The organism is Mesorhizobium sp. M7A.F.Ca.CA.004.12.1.1, assembly GCF_003997835.1.
GTDB lineage: Bacteria > Pseudomonadota > Alphaproteobacteria > Rhizobiales > Rhizobiaceae > Mesorhizobium.
The window spans coordinates 1-12,032 of record NZ_RZRK01000087.1 but is presented as its reverse complement, the minus strand read 5'-3'; the positions used below and the strand labels follow the sequence as shown (position 1 = coordinate 12,032).

The window sequence follows — 12,032 nt, the reverse complement described above, 5'->3', positions numbered from 1 at the left end:
CCATTGACGTGCTGATCGAGCACGCGCTGGCCAGGCATGCGGCGCGCTGATCCGATCGGTCGAGAGCGGCCGATGCGGCCCGGATCATTGCCTGTGAGCGAGGCGTATTTCATCGTTGGCTAAAGTTGCACGTCCGCTCTATATGCCCGATCATGGCATTTGGCAGGGGAGGCATCACGTGGCCAATCGTCGAAACGGCACGGCGTCTCCGGCTGACGGGCTAGGGGACGCACTTTCAGCAGCCGCGCCCCATCCGCGAACCTCTTTGCCCAATGTGGCGGCCATCGTCACGACGGTGGCCGCACTGTATTTCGGGCGCGAGGTTTTCCTGCCGATCGCGATCGCGCTGCTGCTGACCTTCGCATTGGCGCCGCTTGTCTCAGCTCTTAAAAAAATCGGCATTCCCCGGATTGCCGCCGTCATTGCCAGCGTGCTCGGCGCTTTCGCGGCGCTTGGCCTGTTCTCCTTCATCGTCGCCACGCAGGTCAGCGAACTGGCGCAGAACATCCCGGTCTACCAGACCAACATCCTGACCAAGATCCGCTCGCTCAAGGAAACCGGGGTCGGGGGCGGGATACTTGCCAGATTGAGCCAGGTGGTCGAGCGTGTCGGCCAGGAGATCGACAGGCAGGACGCCACGCTGCCGGCTGCCGCACCGGAAAAGCCTGCGCGTGAGCCGGTGCCTGTCGAGATCGTCGCCCGAGAAAGGCCGCTCCAGGTCCTGCAGAATATCGTCGGGCCGCTGATCAGCCCGCTTGGGTCGGCCGGACTGATCATCGTCGTCGTCATCTTCATGCTGCTCGAGCGGGAGGATCTGCGCGACCGCTTCATCCGGCTTGTCGGCTACGGCGACCTCCACCGCACCACCGAGGCGCTTCAGGATGCCGCCAAGCGGGTGGGCCGCTATCTCTTGATGCAATTGGTCGTCAACATCGTCTACGCCGTACCGATTGCGATCGGGCTCTGGGCCCTCGGTATTCCCAATGCGCTGCTGTGGGGGCTGCTGGCGCTGGCGCTGCGTTTCGTTCCCTATATCGGCCCGATCATCGGCATGCTTTTGCCGCTGTTCCTGGCGCTGGCCGTTGCGCCGGGCTGGTCGCTCGTGCTGTGGACCGCCGCCCTGTTCGTAGTGATGGAGCTGATCACCGGCAATATCATCGAACCCTGGCTCTACGGTTCGCGGACAGGACTGTCGCCGCTGGCGATCATCGTCGCGGCGATTTTCTGGACGTGGCTCTGGGGGCCGCTCGGGCTGATCCTGTCGACACCGCTCACCGTCTGCCTGGTGGTGCTGGGCAGACACGTGCCGCAGTTTGAATTCCTCGACGTGCTGTTCGGCAACGAGCCCGTGCTCGAACCCCATGCGCGCCTGTACCAGCGGCTTCTGGCCGGCGATCCGGAAGAAGCCACCGACCATGCCGAGGAGATGCTGGAGGAGAAATATCTGGTCGAATTCTACGACAAGGTTGCCATTCCGGCGCTTTTGCTGGGCGAACAAGACCGTGTGCGCGGCGTCATGGGCGATTTGCAAAGGCGGCAGGTGGCGGCCAGTGCCCTGGTGCTGGTGGCCAATCTCGACGACAGCGCGCAGGAGGAGGCAGGCGAGGAGGAGGCGCCGCCCGAGGCCGCAGAGGCGAGCGACGATGGCGATCCCAACGGGGAAGACGAGACCGACCTGCCCGATGGAACGGATATGTCCGTGCTTTGCGCCGGTGGGCGTGGCGAGCTCGACGACGCCGCCGCCGCGATGCTGGCGCAGGTGCTGGAGGTCCAGGGCGCGACGGTATCGAAAGCCGGCTTTGCGGATATGGAGCCCGCCAGCATTCGCCGCCTTGAGCTCGAAACCGTCGACACTGTCGTGGTCGGATTCCTGAACCGGGATTCCGTCAAGCACGCCCGTTTTCTGGTTCGCCGGCTGAAGCGTGCCAAGGCCGCACTTCGGGTGGGAATCGTGTTCTGGTCGGAGACCGGCAGCGAGGACAAGGAGACGGCCGACAAACTGGCCCGTGACTTGAACGCGGATTTCGTGGCGCATGGCATGGTCGACGCCGTGCTGGGCGCGCTCTCAAACGAGCCGCCGGTCGCTCTCAAGCTCGTCGCCAAACGGCGCATGCGGCGACAGCGGGCCGCGTCCAAGAAGGTTACGGCGGCAGCGGCGGATTAGGCCCTGCCTTTGCCTTTTTCGGCAATGTCGGGGTCGACAAGCCAGGCACGAATTGCGGAAAATAGTTCACACCGATGTCGATTTCCGGGAGGCCCATTCGTCTTCACGATAGGGAGCCGAAGAATTCGCCCAATCAGGAACGATGCGATGACAATCACCATCACGGCATTTGAGCGATCGCCCGATCGCGGCAAGGGACTGGCGCGCGATACGCGCGTTCGCTGGGCGCTCGAAGAGGTAGGGCTGCCTTATGAGGTTCGGTTTGTTTCCTTCGCGCAGATGAAGGCGCCGGACCATCTGGCCCTCCATCCCTTCGGCCAGATCCCCACCTACGAGGAGGGTTCTCTCTCACTGTTCGAGACCGGCTCGATCATCCTTCACCTTGCCGAGCAGCACGCGGGCCTGCTGCCCGGCGATCGCGATGCCCGCGCGCGTGCGATCACGTGGATGTTTGCCGCACTTAACACAGTCGAGCCGCCGATCCTCGAATTAACGACGGCAAAGATATTCGAAGCTGACAAGCCCTGGAGCGAGGAGCGTTTGCCATTGGTGAAGGATCGTGTTCGCGCCTGTCTCGACAGGCTCTCGGCTCGTCTGGACGCCGCCGAGTGGCTCGACGATGCATTCAGCGCGGGCGATCTGTTGATGGTATCGGTGCTGCTGCGACTAAGAATGTCGGGCATTTTGGACGAATATCAAAACCTTGCTGCATATGTAGCGCGCGGTGAAGCTCGGCCTGCTTACATCAGGGCTTTCGCCGCGCAATTTGCGATCAACGCTCCACCGGCCAGCTGAAACATTGGCTGATAAAGCCGAGCCGACAGCCGATTTGACATCAGCTGCCGCCGAAGAGTTGAGCGAGAGCATTGCCCTCAGAGCGAGACGGGCGGCGCCCCCTACCGGTCGACCATCGCCATGCCCCGCTCGGTGTAGCGCGGGCCGGAGATTTTCCCCGGCGCAAGCGCTTCGTCGAGCGCGGCCATCTCGGCGGCATCGAGTTTGATCGCGGCGGCGGCGACGTTCTCTCCCAAGTATTTTGTGCGCTTGGTGCCGGGGATCGGCACGATGTCGATGCCAAAGCCGTCGCCCTTCGCCAGCAGCCATGCCAGCGCGACCTGGCCGGGCTTGACGCCGCGGGCAGCGGCGATGTCGCTCACCTTGGCGGCCGCCTCGACATTGGCGCCGTAGTTTTCGCCCTGGTAGCGCGGGTCGTTGCGGCGATAATCGCCGTCGGGATAGTCTTCCGCGCGCTTGACCTGGCCGGTGAGAAAACCTCGGCCGAGCGGCGAGAACGGCACCAGGCCGATGCCGAGTTCGCCAAGCAGCGGGATGATCTCCGGCTCCAGATTGCGCTCCCACAGCGAATACTCGCTCTGCACCGCTGACACCGGGTGCGCGGCATGCGCCCGGCGGATGTTGGCCGCGCCGGCCTCCGACAGGCCGAAGAAGCGCACCTTGCCTTGCGCGACGAGTTCGCCGACGGCGCCCGCGACATCCTCCATCGGCACCGCCGGGTCGACGCGGTGCTGGTAGAGCAGGTCGATATGGTCGGTTCCGAGGCGGCCGAGCGAGGCTTCCACGACCTCACGAATATGCTCGGGCCGGCTGTCGGTTCCAGCCTGCTTGCCGTTTTCGATGCGGAAGCCGAATTTGGTGGCGATCGTCACCTGGCCGCGCTTGCCCTTCAACGCCCGGCCGAGCAATGCCTCGTTGGTATACGGGCCATAGACCTCGGCGGTGTCGAGGAAGGTGCAGCCGAGTTCGATGGCGCGGTGCAGCGTGGCGATGGATTCGGCCTCGTCGGCCGGGCCGTAGGACTGGCTCATGCCCATGCAGCCGAGGCCGATGGCCGAGACCTGCAGCCCCTGGCTGCCGAGCTTGCGTGTTTTCAGGGTCATGGCAGGCGTTCTCCGGGAAGGTCCAGGAATTATAGCAGCCGATCGCTCAATTCCCACAGGGTGTTCGGCCGCATGTCGATGGCTTGAAGACGACGCGGCCGCCCCATGGCTGCTCACCATGCGGCGGCGCTATTCTTCGACGGCCAGGATCACTCCGGCAATCGCGGCGCCGACAAAAGCGCCCACGGATGCGCCGACAAGGAGATCGGCTGTGATATGGTTGCCGACCACTTCGCCGACACCGCCTCCAACCAATGTGCCGGCAATTATACCGATGAAAAGGCGGAGAAGTGGATCCGTAGTCAGGCGATTCAGCATCATGATGGCCTTTGCAGCTCGCTCACATGTTGGAGGCGACATCGCGGGTGGACGGAGGCTTGGGCCTATGAGCGGCACGCTGGTTTGACGCCTGCGGCGCAACGCTGGGCGTGGCTTTGGCATTCCCAGCGGTGTTGGACGCTTGCGCCTTGCGGCGCCTGAGCCAGTTGGATGACAGTTCGGCAAGGAGACTGCGCAGAGCCTTCACCACGTCCTCCTGAGTGCGGCGAGGCCAAAACCTCTATGCACCCAGTTTGTTCCACACCGAAAACAATCGTTCGCGAAACGGCGCCTGCCGGCGCGATCGGCCTGTTTGCCGGGTTCTGTCGAGGAGTGGATCGGAGGTCGCGGCATGTTCTGCCAAGCAGGCTGGCAGGTGACGTGACGCTGCCCAGGCTCCCAGTGCGCTGAAAGCGGCCGGGCATCACCTGCCGATATAGGCGGCCAGTTCGTCCGGCGTCCCGTTCGGGAAGGCCTGTTTCAGAAAGTCCAGGAAAGCCGACACGCGCGGGCTGAGCAGCCGCCGGGACGGGTAGAGCGTCCACAGAGCGATCTCAGGGCCGTCAATGTCTCCCCAATTCACCAGTGTGCCGTCAGCCAAATCGTGGGCCACCAACGAAATGGGAAGACGTGCTGCCCCGACCCCCGCTCGCACCGCATCGCGCACCATAATGAGCGTTCCCAAAGCGAGGACCGGCTCGATTTTTATCGCCGACCGGCCAGCCTCTGTCTTCACGTGCCATATTTGCCGTTCGCCTGTCCCGCGCGCAACGCCAGGGGCCGGACCACCGGTGCGAGGAAGGTCAGGGCTCGCCACGACGACCAGCCGGTCGCGGAGAAACGCCCGTCCGACCAGGCTTTCGTCGGGATCCGGGTTGACCCGGATTACCAGGTCGTAGCCTTCCTCGATCATGTCCACAGCCCGGTCCTCCGTCGTGACCTCCAGCCTCACCTCCGGAAATTTGAGGGCAAATCCCGCGGCGATCCTCCCCATCGCGGTCTGAGAAAAAAGCAGGGGCGCGCTGATACGCAATCTGCCCTTGGGTCTTTGACCGCCCGAGGCGATCGCCGCGGCCGTCTCGTCCAGTTCGGCAAGCAACGCCCCCGTCCGCTCGAAAAGCGCCCGTCCTTCCTCGGTGAGCTTCAGGTTACGCGCACCCCGTTCAAACAGGCGCAGGTCAAGGCTGCTCTCCAAGTCTCCAACCCGCCGGGACAGCGTTGCCTTGGGCCGGCCGGTGGCCCTTGCCGCTTTGCCGAAACCGCCATGGCGGGCAACGAGGTTGAAATCGGTCAGGGCCAGAAGATCCATGAGTGTTCCACCAGTGAGACGGTACGTCTAAAATTTTCGCCTATTTGAATGTTTGTGAGCCACACATATTGGGCCTGTCAAGCAACCCAACAGGAGAAATTCCATGACCATCCTCGTTACCGGCGCCACAGGCAATGTTGGCCGCCAAGTCGTCGAGCACCTCGTCAAGCGCGGCGCCGACGTCCGTGCTCTCGTCCGCGACCCGTCGAAAGCCAGCTTCCCGGCGGGCGTATCGGTCGCGCAAGGCGACTTCCTCGATGTCGATTCGCTGCGCAAAGCCATGTCCGGTGTTTCCACCCTGTTCCTCTTGAACGCGGTGGTGCCGGACGAATTCACCCAGGCTTTGGTCGCCTTGAACGTCGCCCGATCGGCGGGCATCGAGCGGATTGTCTATCTCTCGGTGATCCATGCCGACGTCTATGTGAACGTGCCGCATTTCGCCGGCAAGTTCGGCGTCGAGCGAATGATCGAGCAGATGGGCTTCAAGGCTACGATCCTGCGTCCGGCCTATTTCATCCAGAACGACCTGATGATCGAAGACGTGATCACCGGCTACGGCACCTACACGATGCCGATCGGCGTCAAGGGTCTCGCCATGATCGATGTGCGTGATATCGCCGAGATCGCCGCTCTCGAGTTGCTGCGTCGCGAACGGTCCGCAGAGCCGCTTGCGCTCGAGCGGATCAATCTCGTCGGTCCGCAGACACTGACGGGAACGGATATCGCGGCCATCTGGTCCGACGTGCTCGCCCGCCCGATCAGCTACGGCGGCGACAACACCGAAGGTTTCGAGCAGAATCTCAAGCAGTTCCTGCCTGCCTGGATGGCGTACGATATGCGCTTGATGGGCGAACGGTTCCTGACCGACGGCATGCTGCCCGAGGCCGGCGACGTCGAGCGCCTGACCGCGCTTCTCGGCCGCCCGTTGCGTCCCTATCGCGACTTCGCCTCACAAATCGCCGGCTCCGCCTGAGGAACTGCTCTGGTCATCACCAAGGTACGGAAACAGCAGGGCGGCCCTTTGAGGAGGCCGCCTTGACTGGCACGGGACAAATGCGCGTTCAGCCGGAATTGCCTTACTGCAGGGTGGCCTCACCAGGTCTGTCGAGTTGGGCGTTGACGCGCTCACCATCGTCGCCACCGAGGCCATCCACGAACAGACCAGCTACGCCGTCGAAATTGGTGAGCCCGTCGAATTCAATTGCCGCGCCAATCAGCTGGGCTGCCTGGAAGACAAGGTATTCGACGTCCTCGAGGGCGACGTTTTCGGCCAGATTCCTGACCCTTACATGCTCCGCCACCGCCGTGATGCTGACGATGCCGGTCTTCCTGAAGGCGACCTGGACTGCTGAACGGACGTCATCGCGTAGTCGCGCCGAGTAATCATACCGCATCGAAACCTCCCAAGGGGACCGGTTTTCGTTGAGGTTGCACAATGCGGCAGAGGCTTCGTCTTGGCAAGTCACGAATTAAAAAATATCTAAACAAATCAGGTAGTTACAATAGTTATGCAAGTGTGCGCCTTACGCCGAATACCCATGAGACTCATCTTGAGCATGAGAAGCAGTTCACCCATCGCGAGGTCTTGACGCGCTAGGAGCGGCTTCCTAATTATGCGGTAAGTGAGTTGAATACTCATTCTACGTATTTGTGGTGCTGAGCGAGGGAAGCGCGATGACTGAACTGGAACGCCCGGAACGGTTGCAGATCATGCTGACGTCAGACGAACTGGCGGCGCTGGAAAACTGGCGCTTCGACAAGCGCATGCCGAGCCGTTCGGCCGCCGTGAGGGAATTGCTGCGGCGCGGTCTTGCCTCGGATGGCTTCCTGACGGCGGAGCAAGGGACGAAGTCGCAAGACTTCGGCATCCTGCCAACCGCCGGCGGCAACGGCATTTCCGACGGCGGCAAGGAGTAGGGCGGTTCACCGTGCCTGAGCCGCCCTGGTCCCGCAGGCCGGTCGGCGGTTGCCGCGACGCGGCGCCGGCTGGCGTACCGGGACGAGACTCTCGGTTCAGAGGATATTGGTCGTCACTTCGACGATTATCGCGGCACCTTCCAGGCTGCCATTGGTGACGTGCACGACGCGCGATACCCGCAGATCCTGCGTGGTTCCGTCGATCGACAGCGCAACACTTTCGCCGATCCGGGGAACCGCCTGGAAAACGGCGTCCGTGGCCTCCGGCCGGTTGTCGATCGATAAGCGGCAGTTGACGGTCATGAGATGTCTCCTGTGTCGGCCCGGTGGTCAACGCAGGGTCCGCGAAATGGTTTCAGGAGCCGGATGCAACTTAACGGCGCCCGGATTCGTAAAGCAGTAATTGCTCCATCGTTCATCGTAACGGAGCAACAGCTCGCTGGGGAGGGCGTTGGGGCTGCCCCGGCGAGCTTGATCCGATTTGCCCAGGGGCGTTGCGTCACCGAGGTATGGAGACGAGTTCCGGAGCCCGCAATTCCCCGGCTATCCTTGCCGCCTGGAAGATTGTCATCAAAACCAGGATGGGCTCACCCTCGGTCGGGTTGATGGTCAGGACGACGCGGCCGAGCTCGTCGCTCATGCCGCAAGACCAGTCCTTCACGGCTATCACCTTTCGGACGGCCATATGCCTTCTCCTGCACGGAAGGTTCTCCGCGGGCTACGCCGTCTGGAGTTGGTCGACAGAACCTTCGCCTGACATTGCAACCAGCCGAAATGCGGCAAATGCGGCCAATATTATGAAAACCGCCGTGACGTTCAGGGACATCGTCGATGCAAGGACGCCCCCGTCAAAGCAACTCAGTTCCATGGCGCTGCACCCCTTGAAGCCACTGACGGTCCGGATGATGATCCTGCTTGGGGCGAAATACAAGCGTTCGCTAATACGCTGATGCCGGCTGGCCAGCCCTGCGCGCAGCTTTTGAACAGCCGAACGCTTGGTTGCTGGTTCCCGCTCAAGGGCTCGAACCTCGATTCACGCCTTCAAAGGGCGCTGTCCTACCATTAGACGAAGCGGGAAAATGCACGTTGCGCCCCACCCCTAGCCGGTTCGCGCGCCGGGATCAACGCACGGGGGCGGCAAAGCCGATTGGAAGCGCGGTGTCAGTCCGGAAAGTTGGTGACAGGTTCCTCGCAGCGGTAGACCGGGCAGCTGCCGTCGCGGGTCGGGACACAGGCCGACATCGGCACCTCCGGCCAGTCGCATTCGTTGCCGAACTGCCTGACATAGCGGTCATAGGTGTTGGGTCCGGTGGTCAGCACCACGGCATGATGGCTTTGGAGCAGTTGCCGGAGTTGGTCGCAACTCATCGTGCGGGTGTCGGGCCTGGCTTCGGCAAGGCCGGTCGCGGCCAGCAGGATCGCTGCCGTCATCAAGGCAATTCGGTGCATCGGCATGGCTATTCCCTCGAATGGAAGTATCGGCCGAAACTCGCATCCCGGCGGGTGGTTCCGCAACCGCCGGCTGGCCGTCTGTGGCGGCGCAACCAAATGGTTCGTCGCGCATTGCTGGGGATGGATGGGAGGAAGCCCTACGAGACCCCGCAATGGCGGCCCGGAAACGGGGACCGCGAGGCCATGTGCTGTTCTTTCTGCGGCGGGCGCGACCACAGCTATGAGGACTGTCCGCAAAGGGATACTGACGCCGATCCAGTGCCGAATGCCCCTGACCCTCCCAAGCCAGACTGATCCGCGCCGGTATGCCGCCAGCAATATGTCAAATGCGACCCGCCGGCATTCGTACATCTGACTGATGTCGTGATTTTCAACGCCGTCCGGCTACATCCTGACCTTACCGGTGTCACCGATTTCCGGGCGGCTGTCGCTGACCGTTGCGGCCAGCATCTTCACATAGCTGACCACGGTGCCGGGGCTGTCCCAATACTGGGCGTCCTTCGGCGTCACCTTAAGCACGCGGATCGAAGGATCATCGGCACTGTCCCACCAGGCCTTGGCCGGGGTCGACCACAACTCCCTGATCTTGGCGCGGTCGTTCGAAACCGCCGCCAGACCGCTGACGGAAACATATTTCTGGCCGCCTGAATCGGCGAAGGCGAGACCGACATTGGGCTCGGCTTCGATCTCGTCATCCTTGTGACTGTCGACATCGGTGAGGAAGTAGACGGCGTTTTCGTCGCGCACCACATGCGCCGCCATCGGTCGCGAGCGGATGTCATCGCCTTCGCGAGTGGCGAGCATACAGAAGCCGATCCTGTCCATCAGTTTCCAGACCCGGTCGAGATCGCTGTTGCCGTCGCTCATTGTGTGCCTCCTTATTGAGCCGTCCATGGGGGTGTCGGGTGCAACTCGCGCAGGCGCGCAAGGTTCCGGACATGAACTGCCCGGACTGTTCCTGGGAGGAATGTTGGAGGCGATTGCAACCAAAACGCACCGCGGCGCATTGGTGGCCATGCGCGCGATCCGCGCATGAGGGAGAAGGGGTCGACAGTGACAGATTTGGCGGGCCGTGATGCCTTGATCGCCATCACCGCCGATGCGCGGCTGGCGGCGATTGTCGATTCGTCCTTCGACGCTATCGTCAGCAAGGATCTGAACAGCATCATCACCAGTTGGAACGCGGCGGCGCAACGCATGTTCGGCTACACCGCCGAAGAGGCCGTCGGCCGCTCCGTGCTCATGCTCATCCCCGATCATCTCAAGGATGAAGAGACCGACATCATCAGCCGGGTTCGCAGGGGCGAGCTGCTGGCCAGCTACGAGACGATCCGCCGGCGCAAGGATGGCGGCCTCATCGCCGTGTCGCTGACCATTTCGCCGATCAGGAACGCGTCCGGCGAGATCATCGGCGCCTCGAAGATCGCCCGCGACATCACCGCCAGCAAGGAGAGCGAGCGCCGGATCAGGCTTTTGCTCCGCGAGGTGAACCATCGCGTCAAGAACCAGTTCGCGGTGATCCTCTCGATGATCAGGGAGACCAGCAAACGCTCGACCGATCCGCGTGAATTCGAGGAGTTGATCCGCTCCCGCATCATGGCGCTGTCGCGGTCGCACGATCTGCTGGTGAACTCGGAATGGGCCGGCGCCAGCCTCTTCGACCTCGCCCAGGAGCAGCTCAAGCCGTTCGGCCACGAGGCGCGGGTATCGCTCTCCGGGCCGCTTTTGACCCTGCAGCCGAACGCCGTGCAGAATCTCGGCATGGCATTTCATGAGCTCGGCACCAACTCATCAAAATATGGCGCGCTGGCGAGCGAGGCCGGGCGGCTCGAGATCACCTGGCGGATCGTCGAAGGCGTTTCTGACAAGCGGGAAATTCATCTGGTTTGGGACGAGACGATGCCGGTGCGCGAGGGAGAGCGGCGGGACGAAAGCACGCGCAAGGGTTTCGGCACCGTCGTCCTGCAACGGGTCGCGCCGCAATCGCTGAACGGCTTGGCGGTGCTGGATCGCAGCCCGGGCCATCTCAAATGGTCCCTGACGGCGCCGCTGGCTTCGATCATCGTTCCGCAGCTCGGCGCCGACGTGCCCGAAACCGAAACGTCCTGAGGCCTTGAGGATTGGCTCCATCAACCTCCCTTTGGCAGATGCGTATTCAAAAGCGGCCGCATCCTTGCCGCACCTGGCCGTGGATTCAGGAACCGCGACCCGGTGGCCGCGTTGTGGCGTCAAGCTTTTGGAGGGGACATCATGGAACAGCTCGTCGAGGAATTCGGCCATTCCACCTACACCTCGTTTCCGGTCATCGCGGCGCGGCTGTTGCTGGCCACCCTCTATGGCGCGGTCATCGGTTTCGAACGCGAATGGCGCAATCGCCCGGCCGGACTTCGCACGCATATCCTCGTCTGCGTCGCCGCCGCCACCTTCGGCATCCTGACGGTCGAGATCGTGCACGCGCCGATGTTCGCGGGGGAATCGGTCAAGGTCGATCCGATCCGGGTGGTCGAGGCGGTGACCGCCGGCGTCGCTTTCCTCGCCGCCGGCTCGATCATGTTTTCGCGCGGCGAGGTGCATGGGCTGACGACCGGCGCCGGCATGTGGCTGGCGGGCGCGATCGGCGTCGCCTGCGGACTGGGTCTTTGGCAAGTGGCCGGGTTCGGCACGCTGATCGTGCTGATAGTTGCCGGCTTTCTGCGCCGGTTCGAACGCGGGCCCGGCCTTGCCGCCGGTGATGAAGGCAGTCAGGCAAAGGCGGAGAAGGAGGGGGCCTCGGCCCGATCAAAGGGAGGGCGAAGGTAATCCCGTTCGCCGAGAGATGCCGTGACTGGTTTCACCGAAGAAGCCGGCCAGCAGATCGGCCGTGCGCGCCGGGTTCTCCTTGGGAAAGAAGTGCCCGCCCGGCATCGCCTGGCCGCGCACATCGTCGGCCCAGCCGCGCCACAGCGCCAGCGGCCCGCCTTCGCCGGCATACCAT

14 protein-coding genes, 1 tRNA gene and 1 pseudogene are annotated in these 12,032 nt (G+C 63.1%); 6 read left to right on the top strand and 10 right to left on the bottom strand.

All coding sequences use genetic code 11. The annotated features are described in order from the left end of the window. The first annotated feature begins 178 nt into the window (after positions 1–178). Positions 179–2,164: an AI-2E family transporter gene (locus EN984_RS07125; RefSeq protein WP_127271147.1), complete on the top strand. Its 1,986-nt coding sequence runs from the start codon at positions 179–181 to the stop codon at positions 2,162–2,164. A gap of 147 nt (positions 2,165–2,311) precedes the next feature. Continuing rightward, a complete protein-coding gene (locus tag EN984_RS07120) occupies positions 2,312–2,959 on the top strand; it encodes a glutathione S-transferase family protein (protein WP_127271145.1) in 648 nt (215 codons plus the stop codon). 101 nt (positions 2,960–3,060) lie between these two features. Here the strand turns inward: EN984_RS07120 and EN984_RS07115 are convergent, their stop codons facing one another. From EN984_RS07115 to EN984_RS07100, 3 genes are all read right to left on the bottom strand, one after another. Continuing rightward, positions 3,061–4,062 carry an aldo/keto reductase gene (locus tag EN984_RS07115; RefSeq protein WP_127270568.1) on the bottom strand — a complete coding sequence of 334 codons (1,002 nt, stop codon included), beginning with the start codon at positions 4,060–4,062 and terminating at the stop codon, positions 3,061–3,063. 129 nt (positions 4,063–4,191) lie between these two features. Then, the gene (locus EN984_RS07110) at positions 4,192–4,380 is read right to left on the bottom strand and encodes a hypothetical protein (RefSeq protein WP_127270567.1); all 189 of its coding nucleotides are present in this window, start codon (positions 4,378–4,380) and stop codon (positions 4,192–4,194) included. A gap of 424 nt (positions 4,381–4,804) precedes the next feature. Continuing rightward, positions 4,805–5,689, bottom strand: a complete 885-nt coding sequence (locus EN984_RS07100; protein WP_127270566.1) for a LysR family transcriptional regulator — start codon at positions 5,687–5,689, stop codon at positions 4,805–4,807. 103 nt (positions 5,690–5,792) lie between these two features. On the opposite strand from EN984_RS07100, the gene EN984_RS07095 reads away from it, so the two are divergent. After that, complete coding sequence (locus tag EN984_RS07095; RefSeq protein ID WP_127271143.1) at positions 5,793–6,662, top strand: NmrA/HSCARG family protein; 870 nt, start codon at positions 5,793–5,795, stop codon at positions 6,660–6,662. A gap of 103 nt (positions 6,663–6,765) precedes the next feature. Here the strand turns inward: EN984_RS07095 and EN984_RS07090 are convergent, their stop codons facing one another. Continuing rightward, complete coding sequence (locus tag EN984_RS07090) at positions 6,766–7,083, bottom strand: hypothetical protein (protein WP_127269194.1); 318 nt, start codon at positions 7,081–7,083, stop codon at positions 6,766–6,768. A gap of 280 nt (positions 7,084–7,363) precedes the next feature. Between EN984_RS07090 and EN984_RS07085 the strand changes: the two genes are divergently transcribed. Beyond that, the gene (locus EN984_RS07085; protein WP_127269195.1) at positions 7,364–7,606 is read left to right on the top strand and encodes a hypothetical protein; all 243 of its coding nucleotides are present in this window, start codon (positions 7,364–7,366) and stop codon (positions 7,604–7,606) included. Between the two features lie 96 nt (positions 7,607–7,702). On the opposite strand, the gene EN984_RS07080 is transcribed toward EN984_RS07085, so the two are convergent. The 5 genes from EN984_RS07080 to EN984_RS07055 form a co-directional block, all read right to left on the bottom strand. Then, positions 7,703–7,909 carry a hypothetical protein gene (locus tag EN984_RS07080; protein ID WP_127269196.1) on the bottom strand — a complete coding sequence of 69 codons (207 nt, stop codon included), beginning with the start codon at positions 7,907–7,909 and terminating at the stop codon, positions 7,703–7,705. A gap of 196 nt (positions 7,910–8,105) precedes the next feature. Further along, the gene (locus EN984_RS07075; RefSeq protein WP_127269197.1) at positions 8,106–8,291 is read right to left on the bottom strand and encodes a hypothetical protein; all 186 of its coding nucleotides are present in this window, start codon (positions 8,289–8,291) and stop codon (positions 8,106–8,108) included. A gap of 318 nt (positions 8,292–8,609) precedes the next feature. Further along, positions 8,610–8,683, bottom strand: a tRNA-Gln gene (locus EN984_RS07065). An 84-nt stretch (positions 8,684–8,767) separates the two neighbouring features. Next, positions 8,768–9,061 (bottom strand): hypothetical protein, encoded by a 294-nt coding sequence (locus tag EN984_RS07060; protein WP_127269198.1) that lies wholly within the window; start codon positions 9,059–9,061, stop codon positions 8,768–8,770. Positions 9,062–9,442: 381 nt separating this feature from the next. Continuing rightward, the gene (locus EN984_RS07055) at positions 9,443–9,925 is read right to left on the bottom strand and encodes a pyridoxamine 5'-phosphate oxidase family protein (RefSeq protein WP_127269199.1); all 483 of its coding nucleotides are present in this window, start codon (positions 9,923–9,925) and stop codon (positions 9,443–9,445) included. Between the two features lie 186 nt (positions 9,926–10,111). Between EN984_RS07055 and EN984_RS07050 the strand changes: the two genes are divergently transcribed. Then, on the top strand, positions 10,112–11,167 hold the full coding sequence (locus tag EN984_RS07050) for a PAS domain S-box protein (RefSeq protein WP_127269200.1): 1,056 nt from the start codon (positions 10,112–10,114) through the stop codon (positions 11,165–11,167). Positions 11,168–11,308: 141 nt separating this feature from the next. Beyond that, positions 11,309–11,857, top strand: a complete 549-nt coding sequence (locus EN984_RS07045) for an MgtC/SapB family protein (RefSeq protein ID WP_127271137.1) — start codon at positions 11,309–11,311, stop codon at positions 11,855–11,857. Here EN984_RS07045 and EN984_RS07040 read toward each other — a convergent pair. Next, a pseudogene (locus EN984_RS07040) lies at positions 11,837–12,032 on the bottom strand (hypothetical protein); the annotation flags it as partial. The gene EN984_RS07045 and the pseudogene EN984_RS07040 sit on opposite strands and share 21 nt — an antisense overlap.